Raw genomic sequence first — 20,301 nt, 5'->3', positions numbered from 1 at the left:
TACTAATCCAACATATTGGGATTGGTAATTTGTCTTAGAAAGAAAGTGTGCGTAAACAACGCATCACTCCTGTTTTTTTACACCCATTTTCCCAATAGTACTTATCCCATCCTCACGTTTCCTACTAAGCTAAATAGGATAATATAACACATCATTTTTACACACATATATAAATGAATAAGGATGGTTAACTATGAAAATCTGTGTCATTGGGACAGGATATGTTGGATTAACTACAGGTACTGTTTTAGCTGATCTAGGTCATGAGGTTTACTGTGTAGATAAAGATAAATTGAAAATAGAGACATTAGCTAGGGGAGAAGTGCCCATTTATGAACCCGGATTGTCGGAGCTAATTGTCCGTAATAAAGATAGAGAGCTTCTTCACTTTACCACCGATATCCGCCGTGCAATTCAGAAATGCCCCGTTATTTTTATAACAGTTGGTACACCAGCAAATGAAGATGGTAGTCAAGACCTTACAGCGATCAATGAAGTAATCAAGACACTTGCAGAGGAGATTACCTCACATAAAACCATTATTACGAAAAGTACGGTACTTCCAGGAACAAATGAAAAAATAATTGAAACGTTAATTGATAAAGGAATCGACTCTAGTATGTTTGATCTTATTTCAAACCCAGAATTCCTAAGGGAAGGGAATGCTGTATATGATATGTTTCATCCCGACCGAATAGTCGTAGGGGTTAAGAGAAAAGAATCTATGAAAATAGTAGAAGAATTGTATGAGAAATTAGATGCTCCATATATCATTACTTCGTTAACCGGCGCGGAGATGATTAAATATGCGAGCAATGCCTTCTTAGCTACAAAAATCTCATTCATCAACGAATTGTCACGTATTTGCGATGCTTACAACGTAGAAATCACTGATATTGCAAACGCATTAGGACAGGACAAACGAATTGCTCCCTACTTTCTTCAGGCGGGGTTAGGATTTGGTGGGTCTTGTTTTCCGAAAGATGTAAGGGCATTAGAATATGCTGCAAAGCAGAAGAATATTGTTCCAGAAATATTAACTGCCGTCCAACATGTAAATGATACTCAAGTTGATGTTTATATTGAAAAATTAATGACACATTTTACGAAGCTTGAAGGGAAAAAAATAACGGTTTGGGGCTTAGCCTTTAAGCCAGAAACAGATGATACTCGTGAATCAAGAGCTCTCGTGTTAATAAAGAAATTGCTCGTTAAAGGAGCGCACATTCAAGCATATGACCCAATCGTCCAATTGCCGCAAAAGTCGATAACAGTTCATCATGATATATATGAATCGATTAGAGGAGCAGATGTATTAATTATTGCCACAGAGTGGAATCAATTTAAAACAGTTGACTGGAAAAAGGTTAAGGATTTAATGAAGGGAGATATCCTAGTGGATGGTCGGAATATCATTGATCCTAAAAGGATAGAAAGCTATCAATTTCAATATATTGGGGTGGCTAGACAATGAGAATAATTGTTACAGGAGCCGCTGGTTTTATCGGTTCACATTTATGTGAAAGGCTCTTACAAGAAGAAAAGAATATAGTCATTGGTATTGATGGATGTATAGACCATACGCAAAGATCCATAAAGCTTAGAAATATGAAAACATTACTGAATCATCCTCGTTTCCAATGGTTAGATGAAAACTTATTGAATATGGATTGGAATAAGGTGTTATTGAAAAATGATGTAATTTTTCACTTGGCAGCTATCCCTGGTGTTCGTTCTAGTTGGGGTACAAACTTCCAGTTGTATGTAGATCATAATATTCTAGGTACTCAACGCTTACTAGAAGCGTGTAAAACCATTCCAATAAAGAAGCTTATTTATGCCTCAACCTCCTCTGTATATGGAGAGAAAATAGGCAAGGTAACAGAAGACAGTGATCTCTCACCCCTCTCCCCCTATGGAGTAACGAAACTAACAGGAGAGCATTTATGTAAGGTATATAGTGAAAATGATGGAATTCCCATTACTATTCTTCGATATTTTACGGTTTATGGACCTAGGCAGCGACCTGATATGGCATTCCATCGATTCATTGAATGTTTGGTAAAGAAAAAGCCTATACCGGTTTATGGAGATGGCAAACAAACGCGTGATTTTACGTATATAGCAGATTGTGTAGAAGGAACAGTTTCGGCACTTCATGGGGATCATCTCCTTGGAGAAACGATCAACATAGGTGGGAAGGAGCGGGCTTCCATTTTAGAAGTTATTAATCTATTGGAAGAGCTGACAGGCCAGAAGTTGACCATAGACTTTATTGGAAAGCCGAGAGGGGAACCTAGACATACATGGGCGGATATTTCTAAAGCTGAGCAATTGCTTCACTATTCGCCCAAAGTGTCATTAAAAGAAGGGCTCCAACTTGAGTTAAAGGATTTACTAGATTTATATAAGGAGGTGTAGTATGAAACTTGCTTTTATTTGCACAGAAAAACTTCCTTCTCCTTCTGTAAAGGGAGGAGCCATCCAAATGATGATTGACGGAGTCTCACCGTACCTAAGTCAAAACTATCAATTAACCATTTTTTCAGTTACAGATCCAACTCTTCCTGAATATGAGGTGCGAAATGGTGTGGAATATATCCGAGTTCCCCAAGAGAATTATGCCGTAAATATTGTCAAAAAATTATCTAATAGATCGTTTCACATCATCCATGTCTTCAACCGGCCCTTAAACATTCCACTCTATAAGAAAGCTTCGCCGTCCAGTCAGTTTATCTTAGGACTTCATAATGATATGCTTGCTGAAAAAAAAGTGCCAAAAGAGAAAGGACAGGAAATTGTAAAAGCAGTTAAACGGATTGTGACCGTAAGCGATTATATAAAACGTACCGTATTAGACCGATTTCCTGAAGCAAAGTCTAAAATAAAAGTAGTTTACTCTGGAGTGGATTTGCAAGAATATCCTCCTGTTTGGACGGATGAAGGCAAAAATATTCGAAATGAATATCGAAAAAAATATAACATTGAGAATAAAAAGGTAATTTTGTTTGTGGGGAGAATAACGAAAAATAAGGGTCCTCATTTTCTCATAGCTGCCTTTAAAGCAATAGCTAGAAGACATCCTGACGCTGTCCTTGTCATTACGGGAGGAAAGTGGTTTAGTGATAACGGTATTAATGACTATATTCGTTACTTGAGAAAATTAGCGGAACCATTAGGTAACAAAGTAATTTTTACAAAGTTCATCCCTGCGAGTGAAATTCCAAACATCTTCTTAATGAGTGATATGTTTGTATGTCCATCTCAATGGCAAGAGCCACTAGCTCGCGTTCACTACGAAGCCTTTGCTGCAGGCATTCCTGTCATTACAACAAATAGAGGAGGCAATGCAGAAGTCGTTTCACATAAAGAGACAGGGTACATTATTGACGAATACCAACGTGTAAGTGAATTTGCTAAAGGAATGCACTTTTATTTAACGAATCCTGATGCTGTTGAACGAATAACGAAAAAGGCTAGGGCGTTCGTAGAATCAAATTTTCAATTTCATCATGTTGCAGGGCGATTAACAGATGTCTATGAAGAACTGAAACCAAAGCGTAAAGAACCATTCATTCATAGACTATTTGATCGATCCTAATCAACTAACCTTAAATCAATTTGAAGAGGATGAGGTAAAGGGAACTAAACACCCTATACTCATCTTCTTTTTTCGTGAAATGAAATAGGAACGTTTTCTAATCGTAATAGATAACGTTCCAACTTTTTTTCGTATAAGGTTTTTCCAAAGCCTCTACTTTAGGGCCTCTACCTTTATCCAAGGTATAGATTCTTTAGGTTCAATCTTTATTTTTTTCTTCTTCGGTTGTGGTGCAACGGCTTCTTCCATAGGTTTTTCCGATTCAATTGTTGCTGCAGGTGAAACGGATTCTGTCACCTCTTTGTTCTCTTCTTTTTCGCTATTAAAGCTCATATCCTTTTCAGATTCAGCTATTTTTTTCTCTGTAAAATCTGGACGTCTCCTAGGATTACTAAATAGGAAGTTGAACTTTTGGGCGACAGTTAAAGGTCGTCTATTTGTGTTTGCTTCTTCTTCTGGTTGTTCCTCGCTATCTAAAGCAGGGATTTCTTCTGTTGTTATTTCTGTTTCATTTACCTCTACTGATTCAACCACTTGAGTATCTTCAATCTCTTCTAGCTTCTCTTCTGTACCAATGGAGATATTATTGTTGATCTTGTATTCTATCTCACTCCATACATCAGAAATGTCTCCGATGACGCGATTCCAGTTGTGATTTTTTTCTGCGATTTTACGTCCGTATTGGCCCATTTCCTTACAAAGGGAAGGGTTAGAAAGCAATTTAGATAGATGAGTCACAAATTCTTGAGGATCCTCTGGTGATTCTACAATATATCCATTCTTTCCGACTTCAAGAATTTCTGGGTTTCCTCCGCGAGCGGTTGTCACGATTGGTAAACCTGCAGCCATTGCCTCGTAGTGTACGCGAGCTAGTGGCTCTTCCCACTGAGAAGGACAAACGAATATATCTGCAGTTACAAACCAGTCTTGAATTTCGTTTGGATGAACAAATCCTGTTGTGATAACAGGTATTGAGAGTCGTTCAGCTAGAGCTTTAAGATAGGCAATGTAATCGGTCATTCGATTATCACTAAAGCCTTTGCTTCCCATTAACACCAAAGCAATATTTGGATGCTTTTTAGATAAATCATCCATAGCACGTAAGAGTATATCTGCCCCTTTGTTTGCTGAGAGCCGCCCGGCAAATAATATAACCTTCTTTGAACCTAGCTGGTGTTTTTGACGCATGGAAGCTCTAATGCTTCTTCCTTTATCCGAATAGACAGGAACAAAGCGATCTAAATCCACACCCGAATAGATTGTTTTTACTTTCGTTTCTGCCTCAGGAAACAGCTTCACAATCTCTTCACCAATGTAATTACTGATGGTAATAATTTTATCTAATTGAAGAATGGCTTCTTTCGCTTCATCAGGTGAAATCTTCTCACGTTTAAACATGTCATTATGCATACTTAAGACCAACCGTGAGTTTGGTGCGACCTCTCTAATTGGTAAAACAAGGCGTGGGCGATTAAAAATGTGGATCAAGTCAAATTGATTGTCCTTAATATAGTTGACTACCCCGTCCCGATAGGTTTCAAGTAATCCACCAGGAACTCTTACGTACTGAATGCCATCTTTTGTTTCCTTATCTGGTAACGTTTCATCTTCTCGGCCTAGAATTGTTATAGAATGATTTTGTTTTAACTTCGGAACAGCTCCAGCAATGTACGTTTGAATTGCGCCACCTTTTACCGGTGGGACTGGAAGCTTTTCTGTACAAACGATGAGTACTTTCATTTTCTATTTCCACCTCTCCATTCTTTGCGTAGTTGTTCAAGAACTGACCATTTAGTCTGATCAATTTCTACAATCCTTTGGACAACAGCATCCAGCTCTTGGTCTAAAGCAATGGATGGTTCGAATAAGATATCTTTAACATTTTTATAGAACAAGTTAGGAAGTGAAAAATCGATTAATAAAATATCAAGCAACTCATCCGAAACTGGGTTGGCCTCGTTATAGGCATCTAGCATGGCAACAATCCAATTAATATCCCATCTACCAAGGTCATCCATCGATCCACCAATTAATTTTCGTAAGTCTCGAATCGGAATATCATAGGCAACTCCATCGAGGTCAATAATCCACATTCCTCCAGGCCCCATTTGTCCGTTTGACCATCCGTAATCCTGGTGAACTAATCCCCATTCTTCATTCCCCATAGCAGCTAGCTGATGATAAGAAGATTCCTCTAGCATGGTATATGCTTTTTTTGCTTGTTCCTCATACATATCTACTGTATTTAAGATCGTCTTACTAGCAGGCATTTCGGAATAGGCTGTCGCAATATCTTTAAACCATGTCATTTTTTTGATAACTTTTTTATATGTTTTTGGCCAACGATAAAGTCTCGAAGCCACTTCAGCTCCTTCGGGTGGAACATAACCCTTTGAAAGTTGATGAAACTCGCCAATAGCATGACTTAGTAGTTTTGCTCCTTCAATGTCTGCTGAAACTTGAGTAAGAGGCTCAATCCATTCAGCGACAAACCACACTTTACCTCCCATTTGTACGACATTACTTCCTGTTTTGGTCTTAATAATGGCAGGTACACGAGCTTTTTTCTCATTTACTAAATAATCCTGCGCCCCTATACTAAATAAGCTTCGCGTAGGTTTACGGTGGAGAATCTTTAAGCTTTTAGGCCCTTTGTTCGTTTGGATTTTCCAAATAAGCCCACCTTTATCTGCCTTTGTTGTAATTACTTCTCTACTAGTAACTGAGAAATCATATTGCTTTATCACTTCATCAGCCATTTCCTCTATATATGGAGGAACATAAAAATCACCTAAGGTTTCATCCTCGTCCCATGGCATAATCAGTTGTCCCAAAATGTTCATTCCCTTCACTGAGTATTTAGTCTATATAGTGTATTCATCTAGGGGGAAACAGGATAGACATATAACCAAATAAAAGCAAGAATAGGTAAACGTTTATAAATGAAGGCTCTATTTGTATAGAATGTTGCTTTCTTGTATGATATGACATTATTTCTCCCAACTGTTTACATTTGTAAAAGAAAACGTTATCTTATTAGTAAATTGAAAAGACCATGGGGTGAAGAGATGGAACAGGAGAAGCTGAAGAAGGTCATTGAAGCGGCAAAGCAGTATTATTTATTAGATTATAATCAATCAGATATAGCAAAGAACCTTGGTATTTCTCGTCCTACGGTTTCTAGACTTTTACAAATTGCAAAAGAAGAAGGAATTGTTCAAATTAAGATTATGGATCCGACTGAGGATGGTGAACAATTGTCAAAGCAGTTAGAGGAAAAGTTCGGCTTGAAAAAAGCCATCGTTGCATCAGTTCCTCAATATGAAGACAATATGATTAAACAATACCTTGGTGAGAAAGCGGCAGCTTATTTACATAACACGTTGAAAGATAAAGATATAGTAGGGGTTACGTGGGGTACAACCTTGTATCATATCGCAGTAGCTCTAAAACAGAAATACGTGAAAGATGTTCAAGTCGTTCAGTTAAAAGGGGGCGTGAGTCACTCTGAAACCAACACGTATGCTTCAGAAATACTGTACTTGTTCGGTAAAGCTTTTAACTCCACCCCTTTACATCTACCATTGCCGGCCATTGTAGATCATGTGGTGGTCAAACAAGCCATGCAAGCAGACCGTCATATAAAAAGAGTGCTTGATATAGGAAAGGATGCAAATATTGCCGTTTTTACAATCGGACCAGTAAAAAGTGAATCCTTGCTGTTTCAATTAGGCTATTTTACAGATGATGATATAGATATGCTAAAGGCGCATGCAGTTGGAGACATTTGTTCAAGATTTTTTAACGAAAAGGGACAAGTGGTGAACAACTCACTGAATGAGCGAACCCTTGGAATAGAATTAGAAGAATTAAAAAAGAAGGAACAAAGCATACTTGTCGCCGGCGGTGCTCACAAAATTTCAGGAATATATGGTGCGCTTAAAGGAAACTATGCAAATGTATTGGTGACAGATCAATTCACGGCAAAATTTTTACTAGATAAACGTTCATAAGTATAAAAATGGTATATATAATTAAGGTATAAGCCCACAAACGTGGGTTTTTTGTTGTTTCATTGAGAGTAGAAAAATTGGAAATAAATCCATTTTACAAATGTAAAATATAGTGTTTACATTTGTTCATATACTTGCTATGATTATCTTGCTAGAAAGAAACTGAAAGCGTTAACAATGAAATTTTTCAAGAGGTGAACAGCATGAGTAACATTCTATGGGGAATTATTGGAATAATTGTTGTACTAACTATTGCCTTTATCTTTTCAAAAAATCGTAAATCGATTAAATTAAGAACGATATTAGGTGGACTGGCGATCCAAATTACGTTTGCGCTAGTTGTGTTGAAATGGGAAAAAGGGAAAGAAGCCTTGGAGCGAGTTGCACTAGGTGTTAACGATGTGGTGAGTTATGCTAACGAAGGGATTAACTTCCTGTTCGGTGGGATTTTCGCTGGTGAAAGTATTGGATTCATCTTTGCTTTTCAAGTATTACCTATCGTCATTTTCTTTTCTTCTTTAATTTCAGTTCTCTATTATGTGGGAATTATGCAGAAGGTTATTAAATTCTTAGGTGGAGGACTTTCATTTATTCTTGGTACAAGCAAAGCAGAGTCATTATCTGCAGCAGCGAACATTTTTGTTGGTCAAACGGAAGCTCCGTTGGTAGTAAGGCCATTTATATCTAAAATGACTCAATCTGAACTGTTTGCTGTAATGGTAGGGGGACTTGCTTCCGTTGCAGGTTCTGTTCTTGTTGGGTACAGCTTGTTAGGGGTTCCGCTTGAGTATTTATTAGCGGCAAGCTTTATGGCTGCGCCTGCTGGTCTAATCATTGCAAAGATTATGATACCTGAAACTGAAGTATCACAGACAAACGATGCACTTAATATTGAGAAGGATTCTGATTCCGTTAATGTCATTGATGCAGCTGCAAAAGGAGCATCTGTCGGTCTACAGTTAGCGCTAAATATTGGAGCAATGCTATTAGCGTTTATTGCCATTGTTGCTTTAATTAACGGGGTACTTGGTTGGATTGGCGGTTGGATTGGACTAGAAATATCACTTGAGTTAATTCTTGGCTATCTTTTTGCTCCGCTTGCGTTCGCGATCGGTGTCCCTTGGGAAGAAGCGATTCGAGCTGGTGGATTTATCGGACAGAAATTAGTACTAAATGAATTTGTAGCTTATTCTTCATTTGCCCCGCAAATTGCTGAGTTATCGCCAAAAACGGTTGCGATCATTTCGTTTGCTCTATGTGGTTTTGCTAATATTTCATCCATGGGAATTTTACTTGGAGGTCTAGGTAACTTAGCGCCTGAGAGAAGAAGTGATATTGCAAGATTAGGAGTTAAAGCAATTATTGCAGGAATGCTTGCATCATTATTATCGGCTTCAATAGCGGGAATGCTTTTATAAAAATTAAGTAGTTATATAGAAAGATAGAAGGAGTGAAGAAATATGAAAGATATTGCACGTTATATTGATCACACAGCCTTAAAACCAGAGACGACAAAAGAAGAAATCATTAAATTGGTTGAAGAAGCAAAAGAGTATACATTTGCATCTGTTTGTGTGAACCCAACATGGGTTTCACTAGCTGCAGAAATGTTAAAAGATACGCCTGACGTAAAAGTATGTACGGTGATTGGATTTCCACTAGGCGCAACGACACCAGAGGTAAAAGCATTTGAAACGACAAATGCAATTAAAAATGGTGCAACAGAAGTGGACATGGTGATCAACGTAGGTGAACTAAAGAATGGTAATGATGTGTTTGTGGAAGAAGATATCCGCGCAGTTGTAAAGGCAGCAGAAGGGAAAGCCTTAACAAAAGTAATTATTGAAACCTCCCTCTTAACAAATGAAGAAAAGGTTCGTGCTTGTCAGCTAGCTGTAAAGGCTGGGGCTGACTTTGTTAAAACATCGACCGGTTTCTCTACTGGAGGAGCGACGGTGGAAGACATAGCATTAATGAGAAAAACAGTTGGTGTGAATGTTGGTGTAAAGGCATCAGGCGGGGTGCGTAGCCTGGAGGATGCTAAGAGCATGATTGAAGCAGGAGCAACAAGAATTGGAGCTAGTTCAGGTGTTTCAATTGTTCGAGGACAAATTGGTACCGAAAGCTATTAAGTGAGGGAATAAAATGAAAGAACTATTTTTAAGTTTATTAACAGGGATCATAATAGGTATGAGCTTTAAACTGCTAAAGCTTCCTTTACCAGCACCACCCGTCTTAGCAGGAGTACTTGGTGTCTTCGGTGTATATTTTGGTGGAGTTGTGTTTGACTGGATTGTCAAAGTTCTTCAACAATAGGTTAAGGAACTTGCAAAAGTATGCGGATATATAAGGTTACTAGATTATTAACCTACTAAATAATATTTTTAAGCAACCTCTTAGGTACTGAACCTAAGGGGTTCTTTTTGTGTCCTATTCTTAGAACAGCCTTTTGAGTTTACTTACGAGGAGAGTGAAGACAACCATACCTCATACTTATATTAAAGGAACATTAAACAAAGAAGACACTTTTTGAGAGAAAGTGCCTTCGTAATATCTCTACATATAAGTGTTACAAAGAAGCTTACAACTTCGTTCGAATACTCCAAAGTTCAGGGAAAAAACGGTGATTAATGACCCTCTTTAAATAGTCAACTCCTGCTGATCCTCCGGTACCAATTTTATGACCAATAATTCGTTCAACGGTCATCATGTGATTATATCGCCATTGTTGTTGTCTTGTTTCAATGTCGACTAATTTTTCAGCTAGCTCATATAGATCCCAATATTTCGATACATCTTTATAAACAGTTAGCCACGCTTGTTCTACACTTTCGTTCAAAGTATACTCCTGTGACCAATCACGTTCTAAACATTCTTTATCTATTTGTAAACCTCTAACAGATAAGGCTAAAATGGCTGCATCATAAATGCTTTTTTCATTAAGACTTTTCAAGAGGGTGCTATGTAATTCCTTATCATGCTCATATACCTTTAATGCGTCTATCCTCTTATGTCCTAATAAGAATTCTATTAGCCGATTCTGGTAGGATTGAAAACCAGATGATCGTCCAAGTTTATCCCGAAACTCCATATATTCGGCTGGAGTTAATGTTGATAATACATCCCAAGATTGAATAAGCTGTTGTTGAATACGGGACACCCTTGATAGCATCTTAAATGCTGGCTCTAAATCATTATGCAAGATAAACTTTTTTGCTTCTGTCATCTCATGGAGAATCAGTTTCATCCATAATTCACTAGATTGATGAATGATAATAAACATCATTTCATCGTGGTGACCTGATACTAATTGCTGGCTCGATAAAATTTTATCAAGCTGTAGGTAATCCCCGTAGCTCATTTCTTTCTCAAAGTTGTTATGTAAACCATGATCGTGATGATTGGACGACATAAGCTTTCCCCCTAGGCATTCATTATATTTAGTCCTCACAAGATTTTAAAACATAATATATTGTAGAAATCTTGTAATAATGTTTAAAGATACCGGTTAATGGCTACATCATATCATTAAAATAAATTTACTACCATACCTCGAAAATAGACTAGAATGGTATGACTTAATATTGACTATTTCTTTTTATTTGGCACTTTTCTAAAACGTTGTTGCTTTTTAACTTACTTTATCCGAAGTTAATCTTATTCTAAAGGATAAAATGAAGTATTTATCGTTTTAGAAAAGAGCGACTTTCTAGTTGAAAAGTAGAAGACATTATACTAGACCGAAAGCAACAATTTATACGAAAAGAGCCATTTACTTTGGCATACGTGTAGTTGCATTTTTTACACCCAATACGTTTTTTGTTATTAATGAAAGATACCAGCTCAATTAGAACCTTCATGTAAAGATGATTTTTTAAGAACTACATATGCTATAGATTATTAAGGATAGTTTTGAAAGGGTTTGGGAAATTTACCTATATAATAGTTGAACGGTGGGAGTTTTCAATGAGTGAAAAATTTAAAAGTCTTTGGGAATTAAGAGAAATACAAGATTTATTAATAAGGAAAGAGATTGAAGCATGGTTTAATAATGAGTTCTTAACTTTTTACTGGTGGATCCTTGTTGTGTTTCTTATTTTCCCTTGGGTTATTTGGTTTAAATTTGCTGATAGAACTAAATTTTTGGAAACCTTTTTATTCGGTGCATTGGTTATAATACCAACTACTTTGCTTGATGCTATCGGGAACGATTTAAGATTTTGGTCATATCCTACTCAATTAATGCCTATAACACCAAGAGCAATTCCTTTTGATATGGCTATGGTTCCTGTGGCATATATGTTAATGTATCAATATTTTAATACATGGAAAACATTTGTTGTGGCATTAGTATGTATGGCAGGAATATATGCTTTTATTGGTGAACCAATATCACACTATTTAGAGCTGGTAATATATTTTAAATGGAAATATATGTACTCGTTTATTTACTACATTCTTCTTGGAATAATAATAAGAACTATTGTACTAAAATTTAAAAATTTATACTTAGCTTAATAAAGTGTTCTTGATGTAATGGTTCCTTAATTTGAACAAATGGAATTGTCTAAGGTTTTTATAGCTGCAGGCACAATTGTGTATTTTCATTAATAAGGAACGATTACATTATGATTAGCCTAAGATAAAATTAAAAACAAAAATATCTATGGTGTTAAGGTACTAGTAAGCTGGGCACGTCTAAATTTTACACCTTATGAATTCTTCTTTGAGCATTCAAAATAAACTACCAGGAAAACGGGGTACAAATGATAATGGGGGACTTGTAGCAATCAGAGATCACTTAAAAAACAAAGATACTTATAAATAAAATTACTTTCTCTAAAAAACTTGGACAGAACCAGATGATACAAAAGTAAAGTTTATCAGTGCCCTACCCAAGAGGCTATGTTCCGATATAACGACAAGGGTTGCACTTTATTACACAAAAGTGTAGGGGGAAGGGTAGTCACCTAAACTAACTAAGTTAAAAACGGAACACACACTTCTTCTTGAAGTATTCTAGTTTTTTACAACCAGTACATCTCACCAATTAGCAGTTTCTTTAACTGTGAATCATCTAACTGAAATCGATTTCACTCTGCATTTAATCTTTAAAGCGCTTCTGGATCTGTATCATCCGCCAAACGAAACGTCCCGTAATACATCGGGATAAACGTTTCTGCGTTTCACTCAAAAAAGCCTTCACCGCATCCTCTGGGTTAATATGACTAACCTTCATAAACCACTCTGGTTCATAAGCACCAATTGGCATTAGAACTGTTTGGATGTTAAATTTCATAGCGATTTCTTTAAAACCACGGAAATAACCTGTGTCCCCAACAAAATAACCAGATTGCTTGTTATTTTCTATAATCCAGCCGCCCCAATGAGACGTATTCGTGTCAGTAAGTGTACGTTTCGTCCAATGTTGTGCTGGAACAAACGAGTAGGTCATATTAGCCTTCTCGAACGAATCATCCCAATTACTTTCTACTACTTTTTTTTATCCCCGTTTTCTAAATACATGACCTAAGCCAATACGTAATAAATCGGACTCCCTTTCAGTCGTTTTATTGTCGAAAAATCTAAATGGTCATAATGACCATGAGAAATAACACGACATCTATTTCAGGTAAATCAGGTAATGCGTTTCCTGGTGCGGTTAGTCGTTTTTGAACACCCATTCGATTAGCCCAAACAGGATCGGTTATCATATTCAGACCATTCATCTGAATAAGAAATGCAGAATGTCCAATCCATGTAATAGAAGTATTCGTCCGATTACTAAATAGTTTTTTTATTTCCTTAAATGGTGCCTACTCTAGTTGAATGCTCAAATCTTTTTTATTATTTCTTCGCTGCCAGCTACGAAAATCAATGAAGGTTTTGGCATTTTCAATATTATCTAGGTTAGAATAGGGATTCTTTGTCATAATATCCTCCAATATTTGTTATTTCAGCCGTTTTAACATGCTAAATCATGATGTAGTAGTGTGTTTCTGTTTGAAGGGAGTGGGGGATTAGATTCATCCTTTATCAAAACAAAGACCGACTAAAAAATAGTCGGTCCTCTTGATATTAGAAGGTGTTTACCCTTATTTTTTTAGATCAAAGCGATCTGCATTCATCACTTTTACCCAAGCAGCAATGAAGTCACGAACAAACTTCTCTTGGTTGTCTTCTTGAGCATACACTTCTGCAATTGCACGAAGTACTGAGTTAGATCCGAATACTAAGTCAACTCTAGTTGCTGTACGTACGACTTCACCTGTCTTGCGATCACGGCCTTCATATACGCTACCGTCAACAGGCTTCCACTCAACTGCCATGTCGAGTAAGTTAACGAAGAAGTCATTTGTCAAAGTACCTACACGATCAGTGAATACGCCGTGCTTTGTACCAGCATAGTTTGTACCTAGAACACGCATACCACCAATAAGTGCAGTCATTTCAGGCGCGGTAAGGCCTAGAAGTTGAGCCTTATCTACAAGTAGCTCTTCTGAACTTACACTGAATTGCTTCTTCTGGTAGTTACGGAAACCATCAGCAACAGGCTCTAGAACTTCGAAGCTTTCTACATCTGTTTGCTCTTGTGTTGCATCACCGCGTCCTGCAGCAAACGGAACCGTTACATCAAAACCTGCATCTTGAGCAGCTTTTTCAACGGCAGCAGTTCCACCAAGTACGATTAAGTCAGCAAGGCTAACGTTCTTATCTAGGTGACTTTGAATATCTTCTAGAACTGAAAGCACTTTTGCAAGTTGTTCTGGTTGGTTTACTTCCCAATCCTTTTGTGGAGCAAGGCGGATACGTGAACCATTTGCGCCACCACGGTTATCTGAACCACGGAATGTGCTTGCTGAAGCCCAAGCCGTTGTAACAAGCTCACTGATTGTAAGTCCAGAGTCTAAAATTAACACCTTAATCTTAGCAACTTCTTCTTCAGTTAATTCATAATCAACAGTCGGAACTGGATCTTGCCAGATTAACTCTTCTTCTGGAACTTCAGGCCCTAAATATCTTACACGAGGACCCATGTCACGGTGTAATAACTTAAACCAAGCACGAGCAAATGCATCTGCAAACTCTTCAGGATTCTCATAGTAACGACGAGAAATTTTTTCATATTCAGGATCAAATCTTAATGCTAAGTCAGCAGTTGTCATGATTGTCGGAACCTTAACAGATGCATCTTCAGCGTCTGGTGCTAGATGGTCTTCAGCAACATTAACAGCGATCCATTGGTGTGCGCCTGCTGGGCTCTTTGTTAGCTCCCACTCATATCCGAATAATAATTCAAAATACCCGTTATCCCATTGTGTTGGGTTAGCTGTCCAAGCACCTTCAATACCAGAAGTGATCGTGTCACGACCTTTACCACTGCCGTGCGTGCTTAACCAACCGAAACCTTGTGCTTCAATTGGAGCTGCTTCTGGTTCTGGACCAACATGAGCAGCATCTCCCGCACCATGAGCCTTACCAAAAGTATGTCCACCAGCTATTAAGGCAACGGTTTCTTCGTCGTTCATTCCCATACGTCCAAACGTTTCACGAATGTCACGAGCACTAGCAACAGGGTCTGGGTTTCCGTTAGGCCCTTCTGGATTTACGTAAATAAGCCCCATTTGAACAGCTGCAAGTGGATTTTCAAGCTCGCGATCGCCAGTGTAACGGTTGTCACCTAGCATTTCAGTTTCAGTACCCCAGTAGATATCTTCTTCTGGATGCCAAATGTCAGCACGTCCGCCTCCGAAACCGAAAGTCTTTCCACCCATTGATTCAATAGCAACATTTCCTGTTAAAAGGAATAAGTCAGCCCATGAGATTTTGTTACCATATTTTTGCTTAATCGGCCAAAGTAAACGACGAGCCTTATCTAGGTTACCGTTGTCAGCCCAGCTATTTAGTGGAGCAAAACGTTGATTTCCAGTTCCGCCGCCTCCACGTCCGTCACCAGTACGGTAAGTACCAGCAGCATGCCATGCCATACGGATAAAGAATCCGCCATAATGACCGTAGTCAGCTGGCCACCATTCTTGGCTGTCTGTCATTAAATCGTGAAGATCTTTTTTAAGAGCTTGATAGTCTAGCTTTTGAAATTCTTCTGCGTAATCAAATTCTTCTCCCAAAGGATTAGATTTTTTGTCATGTTGATGAAGAATATTTAAGTTTAATTGGTTTGGCCACCAATCTTTGTTTGTTGTACCACTAGTTTGTGGACTAGTAGCAGCCCCATGATTAAATGGGCATTTTCCAACGTTTGCATTGTCCATACCTTTCATATGTACATCCCCTTTGGTTAAATGTGGTAAAATAATTATGTATCTAGATTCATAATACTCACAACTAGATAATAATAATTATTATGTTATCATTATATTAAACTATTACTTAAAATGAAAGAAATATAACTCGCGTTTATAAAACTTTTTAATGACAGTAGATTTTTGTTCACATCTTATTGATAATAGGGGAAGTTCAAATGAAAATACTCTCCAATAGTAAGTTGACATTTCAACTAGTGACTTAGGTGATAAGTGGGGCTTATGATAAGATATAAAAGGAAAAGTCCATGCCAAAGTAATAGATAAATACGAAAGAAGAGTGCCTCAGGGCGCTCTTCTTTGTTATATACCAAACAAAACAACAAAAAGTAGAAATCCCACCTATAAATTAATGTTTGGGCAAGGTTTAAACAATCTTATTTGAACGAAATTTAAAGGTATTCAACGAAATCTTGAATATATCTAACAATTAATCTCTTTTATCAACGAAATGTGCATTTTATCTACCAAATATACCAATTTATCAACGAAAACTCATTCATTTAACATTTCCTCTCCCGTGGTGAGGAGTGCCAGGATTGTTCTAAATGGTAAAACATTTACAATAAAACTAAAAACAAATTTTTTTCCCTATTATATACATACAAAACTTTTCACGTTGTTTATGTTGAATATGATACGTTTCATTGAATTTTAACTGTCTTTGTAATTCTGATTGTTTTTGTTTTGCTAATTCATAATTTAAAAACATATTAAGATCCATGACCATCACCTCCTGTAATTTAAGTATATAATCTTGGAGGGTTTTTCCTATTGACCATTAGAATGGTCTTTTTTCAGTCAAAAGTCTTAGACCAATAATGATTGTAATCTTTTCATTTAGTGCCCCAGCAGCCTTACCTTTATACTGGGGAGTGGGCGGGCTTTTTCTAGTTATACAAACGTTGTTTATTAGGAGACTTTATCCTAAATCCTGAAGAAAGCTAATCAAATAAAAGAGACTGCTCTAGTGAACAGTCTCTTTTTTGCGTCTAGGTAATCGCTTCTTTTCTGGCACGTAAGAATTTTATTAAGTTTAATACAATGGTCTTAATCACTGCATATGTTGGTACAGCTAGGACCATTCCTAACACCCCAGCTATATTCCCAGCAGCCAGTAACAAAATAATAATCGTTACAGGGTGGGTATCAAGACTTTTTCCAAGAATAAGGGGAGAAAGGATGTTTCCTTCCACTTGCTGGGCAATGGCAAGAATAAGTAAAACTAGTAAAGCCTTTGTAGGAGAGTCAAACAGTCCTACTACTACCGCTGGCGCTCCGCCAATAAGAGGACCAACGTAAGGGATAATATTGGTAATGGCCACGGTAATAGCTAAAACAAGCGCATAAGGAAGATCAATAATTATATAGCCTATAAAAGATAGTATTCCGACAAATAATCCAACAGTCACCTGTCCCTGAATATAAGTGGAAAGTGTACTTCCCGTTTCTTTTAGGATGGTGAGTGCTTCTTTTCTATAATCCAAAGGTAAAAATTTTGAAACTGCGTGTGGGAATTTGTGTCCATCTTTAAACATATAAAATAGCAATAATGGAACAGTTACTAGGATGACTGCTATATTAGCAACGAAACTAAGAATATCTTGGAAACTTCCTGTGATTAAATTTGGCAGCTCATTAGCAAAGGTAACAAGACGTTGCCTTGCGGAATCCAATAGTTCTTGTTGTTCATTCATAAAGTTTTGAAATTGAGCAGATTGTGAGAATTTTTCGAAATATTGAAATGCTTGGTTTGCATACACTGGTAAATCATTGGCAAGTGCAGTAAACTGTTTTGTAATCGTTGGCACAAGATTTCCAATTAAGAGGACAAACACCAGAGTAAACAAAACATAGATGATTACAATTGCAATAATTCTAGGTACTTTGAATCGCTGAATGAAGTTAACAACTGGATTCAGTAGAAAATATAAAAAAAGTGTAATTAGAATGGGGAAAAACAAGGTAGTAATGAAAATACTAATAGGTTGGAACAAAAATGATATTTTGGTTGAAACAAATACAATCAATACAATTAATAGAATTTGTATAAGCCAATATTGCAAACTTTTTTTTGACATAAAATACCTTCTTTATGAGAATTGAGTTGAATATGATTATATCAAATATGTTTAACTAGAAACAATGATGTTTTTAAAATTATGATAACGAGAATAGGTAAGCACTAAAATAAATTGTGGGGGTTGCTAGATGAAAGTGTCATTGTTTATCACATGTTTAGCGGATCTTTTTTATTCTAATGTTGGGAGAGCTACGGTTGAATTGTTAGAAAAGGTGGGGTGTAAGGTTCATTTTCCTGAGAGCCAAACTTGTTGTGGTCAGCCTGCCTTTAACAGTGGGTATCATAAAGAAACCATAGAAGTTGCTAAGCATATGATTAGAACTTTGGAAGATTCTGAGTATGTGGTTTCACCTTCTGGTTCTTGCATTGCTATGCTTCGTGAATATGTTCATCTGTTTCATGGTAATGAAAACTGGCAAAAAAGAGCCGCGGAACTTGCGAATAAATCCTATGAATTAACACAATTTTTAGTAGAGGTAGTAAAAGTAGAATCTTTAAATGCTTGTTTGAGAGAGAAAGCAACCTATCACAAATCCTGTCATATGACGCGACTTTTAGGAGTGAAAGCAGCCCCGCTAAAGCTCTTAAGTCAGGTAGAAGGACTTGAAATGTTACCGCTTCCAAACTCTGAGAACTGCTGTGGATTTGGAGGGACATTTTCAGTCAAAATGGGGCAGATTTCGGAGCAGATGGTGGATGAGAAAATAAAAGACATTGAAACTACTGGCGCTAATCTTTTAATAGGTTCAGATTGTGGGTGTTTAATGAATATTGCAGGAAGAATTAAACGTCAAGGTAAGTCTTTGAAAGTTATGCATATTGCTGAAGTCCTAAACAGTGAGGTGAACTAAATAATGCCGATGAAGATAGGGAATGAGGATTTCTTTGAAAGGGTACATGATGGGATTAATAATCATTTTATGAGGAATGCTGTGGCATCTGCACAAGAAAGAATGCAAGGTAGGAGATTAGATGCAGCTGATGAACTAGGAAATTGGGAACAATGGCGTGAGCTAGGGGAGGAAATAAGGAAACATACGATAGACAATCTTGACTATTACTTGGACCAGCTGAGTGAAAATGTAAGTAAGCTTGGAGGACATGTGTACTTTGCAACAACAGCGGATGAAGCAAATCAGTACATTGCCGAAGTTGTAAAAAAGAAGGAAGCAAAAAAAATTGTAAAGTCAAAGTCAATGGTAACGGAAGAAATTAATCTAAATAAGGTTCTAGAGGAGAATGGATGTGAAGTTATAGAGACGGACCTCGGTGAATATATCCTACAATTGGATGATCATGATCCACCTTCACATATCGTTGTGCCTGCACTTCATAAAAATAAAGAACAAATTAGAGATACGTTTAAAACAAAAAAAGGTTATGATCGAAGCGAGGTTCCGGAAGAATTAGCCTTGTTTGCCCGTCATCAACTTCGTGGAGAGTTTTTAACTGCTGATATTGGCATTACTGGTTGTAACTTTGCGGTTGCGGAGTCAGGCTCAATTTGCCTTGTAACCAATGAAGGAAATGCCCGCCTTACTACGACTCTTCCCAAAACTCAAATAACCGTAATGGGGATGGAGAGGATTGTACCTACTTGGGAAGAACTTGATATATTAGTAAGTTTGCTTTGTCGAAGTGCCGTAGGTCAAAAGTTGACTAGCTATATTACAAGTTTAACAGGTCCTAAAAATGAAGGAGATGTAGATGGTCCTGAGGAATTTCACCTCGTAATAGTAGATAACGGACGTTCGAATATTCTAGGAACTGAATTTCAAAGCGCCTTACATTGTATCCGATGTGCAGCATGTATTAATGTCTGTCCAGTTTATCGACATATTGGTGGTCATTCCTATGGTTCCATCTATTCAGGACCTATTGGTGCGGTTTTGACTCCTTTACTTGGTGGATACGAGGATCATAAGGAACTGCCTTACGCTTCTACTTTATGTGCTGCCTGCACGGAAGCTTGTCCAGTAAAAATTCCTTTGCATGAACTCCTAGTCAAACATCGCAAAAAACTAGTCGAAGTTGAGGGGAAATCGAGCTTTGGTGAGAAGTTAGCCATGAAAGGATATCAACTAGCAGTAAGTTCTCCAACATTGTACAAGGTGGGAACTAAATCAGCGAATGTCCTTATGTCATCCTTTTCTGAAAACGATTCCATAAAAAGAGGTCCGGGTCCCATTAAGCCATGGACAGATGTCCGTGAGTTCCCAGCTCCAGCAAAAGAAAGATTTCGAGATTGGTATAAGAAGAATCGAAAGGAGGATGAATAGG

General features: G+C 37.4%; 16 protein-coding genes and 2 pseudogenes. 11 read left to right on the top strand and 7 right to left on the bottom strand.

Annotation, left to right across the window (positions count from 1 at the left end; genetic code table 11):
- The first annotated feature begins 193 nt into the window (after positions 1-193).
- From LT143_RS07180 to LT143_RS07170, 3 genes are read left to right on the top strand one after another with little or no spacing between them, the layout of a single operon-like run.
- Entirely contained in the window at positions 194-1,474 is a 1,281-nt protein-coding gene (locus tag LT143_RS07180; protein WP_246941735.1) for a UDP-glucose dehydrogenase family protein, read from the top strand.
- The gene (locus tag LT143_RS07175; RefSeq protein WP_246941732.1) at positions 1,471-2,421 is read left to right on the top strand and encodes an NAD-dependent epimerase/dehydratase family protein; all 951 of its coding nucleotides are present in this window, start codon (positions 1,471-1,473) and stop codon (positions 2,419-2,421) included. The genes LT143_RS07180 and LT143_RS07175 overlap by 4 nt, the downstream gene beginning before the upstream one ends.
- Position 2,422: 1 nt before the next feature.
- Entirely contained in the window at positions 2,423-3,601 is a 1,179-nt protein-coding gene (locus tag LT143_RS07170) for a glycosyltransferase family 4 protein (protein WP_246941730.1), read from the top strand.
- Positions 3,602-3,754: 153 nt separating this feature from the next.
- Here LT143_RS07170 and LT143_RS07165 read toward each other — a convergent pair whose 3' ends face one another.
- Together LT143_RS07165 and LT143_RS07160 are read right to left on the bottom strand one after the other, a co-directional pair.
- The gene (locus LT143_RS07165; RefSeq protein WP_246941727.1) at positions 3,755-5,341 is read right to left on the bottom strand and encodes a glycosyltransferase family 4 protein; all 1,587 of its coding nucleotides are present in this window, start codon (positions 5,339-5,341) and stop codon (positions 3,755-3,757) included.
- Complete coding sequence (locus tag LT143_RS07160; RefSeq protein WP_246941725.1) at positions 5,338-6,444, bottom strand: CotS family spore coat protein; 1,107 nt, start codon at positions 6,442-6,444, stop codon at positions 5,338-5,340. The genes LT143_RS07165 and LT143_RS07160 overlap by 4 nt, the downstream gene beginning before the upstream one ends.
- Positions 6,445-6,669: 225 nt before the next feature.
- Here LT143_RS07160 and LT143_RS07155 point away from each other — a divergent pair, with 225 nt between their 5' ends.
- From LT143_RS07155 to LT143_RS07140, 4 genes are all read left to right on the top strand, one after another.
- Positions 6,670-7,614 carry a sugar-binding transcriptional regulator gene (locus LT143_RS07155; RefSeq protein ID WP_246942471.1) on the top strand — a complete coding sequence of 315 codons (945 nt, stop codon included), beginning with the start codon at positions 6,670-6,672 and terminating at the stop codon, positions 7,612-7,614.
- A 203-nt stretch (positions 7,615-7,817) separates the two neighbouring features.
- Complete coding sequence (locus tag LT143_RS07150; protein WP_246941722.1) at positions 7,818-9,032, top strand: NupC/NupG family nucleoside CNT transporter; 1,215 nt, start codon at positions 7,818-7,820, stop codon at positions 9,030-9,032.
- A 42-nt stretch (positions 9,033-9,074) separates the two neighbouring features.
- A complete protein-coding gene (gene deoC / locus LT143_RS07145) occupies positions 9,075-9,746 on the top strand; it encodes a deoxyribose-phosphate aldolase (protein ID WP_246941719.1) in 672 nt (223 codons plus the stop codon).
- A gap of 13 nt (positions 9,747-9,759) precedes the next feature.
- Positions 9,760-9,930 carry a XapX domain-containing protein gene (locus LT143_RS07140; RefSeq protein WP_246941715.1) on the top strand — a complete coding sequence of 57 codons (171 nt, stop codon included), beginning with the start codon at positions 9,760-9,762 and terminating at the stop codon, positions 9,928-9,930.
- A gap of 265 nt (positions 9,931-10,195) precedes the next feature.
- Here the strand turns inward: LT143_RS07140 and kynA are convergent, their stop codons facing one another.
- Complete coding sequence (kynA, locus tag LT143_RS07135; RefSeq protein WP_246941712.1) at positions 10,196-11,026, bottom strand: tryptophan 2,3-dioxygenase; 831 nt, start codon at positions 11,024-11,026, stop codon at positions 10,196-10,198.
- Positions 11,027-11,580: 554 nt separating this feature from the next.
- Between kynA and LT143_RS07130 the strand changes: the two genes are divergently transcribed.
- The gene (locus LT143_RS07130; RefSeq protein WP_246941708.1) at positions 11,581-12,132 is read left to right on the top strand and encodes a CBO0543 family protein; all 552 of its coding nucleotides are present in this window, start codon (positions 11,581-11,583) and stop codon (positions 12,130-12,132) included.
- Between the two features lie 509 nt (positions 12,133-12,641).
- On the opposite strand, the pseudogene LT143_RS07125 reads toward LT143_RS07130, so the two are convergent.
- The 3 genes and pseudogenes from LT143_RS07125 to LT143_RS07115 all read right to left on the bottom strand — a co-directional run bounded on the left by LT143_RS07125 (position 12,642) and on the right by LT143_RS07115 (position 16,662).
- Positions 12,642-13,415, bottom strand: a pseudogene (locus LT143_RS07125) (MBL fold metallo-hydrolase).
- A gap of 294 nt (positions 13,416-13,709) precedes the next feature.
- On the bottom strand, positions 13,710-15,896 hold the full coding sequence (gene katG / locus LT143_RS07120) for a catalase/peroxidase HPI (protein ID WP_246941703.1): 2,187 nt from the start codon (positions 15,894-15,896) through the stop codon (positions 13,710-13,712).
- 613 nt (positions 15,897-16,509) lie between these two features.
- Positions 16,510-16,662, bottom strand: a complete 153-nt coding sequence (locus tag LT143_RS07115) for a hypothetical protein (RefSeq protein WP_246941700.1) — start codon at positions 16,660-16,662, stop codon at positions 16,510-16,512.
- A gap of 85 nt (positions 16,663-16,747) precedes the next feature.
- On the opposite strand from LT143_RS07115, the pseudogene LT143_RS07110 reads away from it, so the two are divergent.
- Positions 16,748-16,876, top strand: a pseudogene (locus tag LT143_RS07110) (membrane protein insertase YidC); the annotation flags it as partial.
- A 54-nt stretch (positions 16,877-16,930) separates the two neighbouring features.
- Here LT143_RS07110 and LT143_RS07105 read toward each other — a convergent pair.
- Positions 16,931-18,019, bottom strand: a complete 1,089-nt coding sequence (locus tag LT143_RS07105) for an AI-2E family transporter (protein WP_246941698.1) — start codon at positions 18,017-18,019, stop codon at positions 16,931-16,933.
- A gap of 130 nt (positions 18,020-18,149) precedes the next feature.
- Between LT143_RS07105 and LT143_RS07100 the strand changes: the two genes are divergently transcribed.
- Together LT143_RS07100 and LT143_RS07095 are read left to right on the top strand one after the other, a co-directional pair.
- Positions 18,150-18,872 carry a (Fe-S)-binding protein gene (locus LT143_RS07100; RefSeq protein ID WP_246941695.1) on the top strand — a complete coding sequence of 241 codons (723 nt, stop codon included), beginning with the start codon at positions 18,150-18,152 and terminating at the stop codon, positions 18,870-18,872.
- A gap of 3 nt (positions 18,873-18,875) precedes the next feature.
- The gene (locus LT143_RS07095; protein WP_246941691.1) at positions 18,876-20,300 is read left to right on the top strand and encodes a LutB/LldF family L-lactate oxidation iron-sulfur protein; all 1,425 of its coding nucleotides are present in this window, start codon (positions 18,876-18,878) and stop codon (positions 20,298-20,300) included.
- Position 20,301 lies beyond the last annotated feature (1 nt).

Origin of the sequence: Bacillus pinisoli, assembly GCF_023036475.1 — a bacterium.
In the GTDB taxonomy this organism is placed as follows: domain Bacteria; phylum Bacillota; class Bacilli; order Bacillales; family SA4; genus Bacillus_BS; species Bacillus_BS pinisoli.
The sequence above is the reverse complement of the archived record's forward strand: the minus strand, read 5'-3'. Positions and strand labels throughout refer to the sequence as shown.

What these genes read in the sequence shown, in the direction of transcription:
- LT143_RS07180 (WP_246941735.1), top strand. Translation starts at nt 194, where the DNA reads ATGAAAATCTGTGTCATTGGGACAGGATATGTTGGATTAACTACAGGT.
- LT143_RS07175 (WP_246941732.1), top strand. Translation starts at nt 1,471, where the DNA reads ATGAGAATAATTGTTACAGGAGCCGCTGGTTTTATCGGTTCACATTTA.
- LT143_RS07170 (WP_246941730.1), top strand. Translation starts at nt 2,423, where the DNA reads ATGAAACTTGCTTTTATTTGCACAGAAAAACTTCCTTCTCCTTCTGTA.
- LT143_RS07165 (WP_246941727.1), bottom strand. Translation starts at nt 5,341, where the DNA reads ATGAAAGTACTCATCGTTTGTACAGAAAAGCTTCCAGTCCCACCGGTA.
- LT143_RS07160 (WP_246941725.1), bottom strand. Translation starts at nt 6,444, where the DNA reads ATGAACATTTTGGGACAACTGATTATGCCATGGGACGAGGATGAAACC.
- LT143_RS07155 (WP_246942471.1), top strand. Translation starts at nt 6,670, where the DNA reads ATGGAACAGGAGAAGCTGAAGAAGGTCATTGAAGCGGCAAAGCAGTAT.
- LT143_RS07150 (WP_246941722.1), top strand. Translation starts at nt 7,818, where the DNA reads ATGAGTAACATTCTATGGGGAATTATTGGAATAATTGTTGTACTAACT.
- deoC (WP_246941719.1), top strand. Translation starts at nt 9,075, where the DNA reads ATGAAAGATATTGCACGTTATATTGATCACACAGCCTTAAAACCAGAG.
- LT143_RS07140 (WP_246941715.1), top strand. Translation starts at nt 9,760, where the DNA reads ATGAAAGAACTATTTTTAAGTTTATTAACAGGGATCATAATAGGTATG.
- kynA (WP_246941712.1), bottom strand. Translation starts at nt 11,026, where the DNA reads ATGTCGTCCAATCATCACGATCATGGTTTACATAACAACTTTGAGAAA.
- LT143_RS07130 (WP_246941708.1), top strand. Translation starts at nt 11,581, where the DNA reads ATGAGTGAAAAATTTAAAAGTCTTTGGGAATTAAGAGAAATACAAGAT.
- katG (WP_246941703.1), bottom strand. Translation starts at nt 15,896, where the DNA reads ATGAAAGGTATGGACAATGCAAACGTTGGAAAATGCCCATTTAATCAT.
- LT143_RS07115 (WP_246941700.1), bottom strand. Translation starts at nt 16,662, where the DNA reads ATGGATCTTAATATGTTTTTAAATTATGAATTAGCAAAACAAAAACAA.
- LT143_RS07105 (WP_246941698.1), bottom strand. Translation starts at nt 18,019, where the DNA reads ATGTCAAAAAAAAGTTTGCAATATTGGCTTATACAAATTCTATTAATT.
- LT143_RS07100 (WP_246941695.1), top strand. Translation starts at nt 18,150, where the DNA reads ATGAAAGTGTCATTGTTTATCACATGTTTAGCGGATCTTTTTTATTCT.
- LT143_RS07095 (WP_246941691.1), top strand. Translation starts at nt 18,876, where the DNA reads ATGCCGATGAAGATAGGGAATGAGGATTTCTTTGAAAGGGTACATGAT.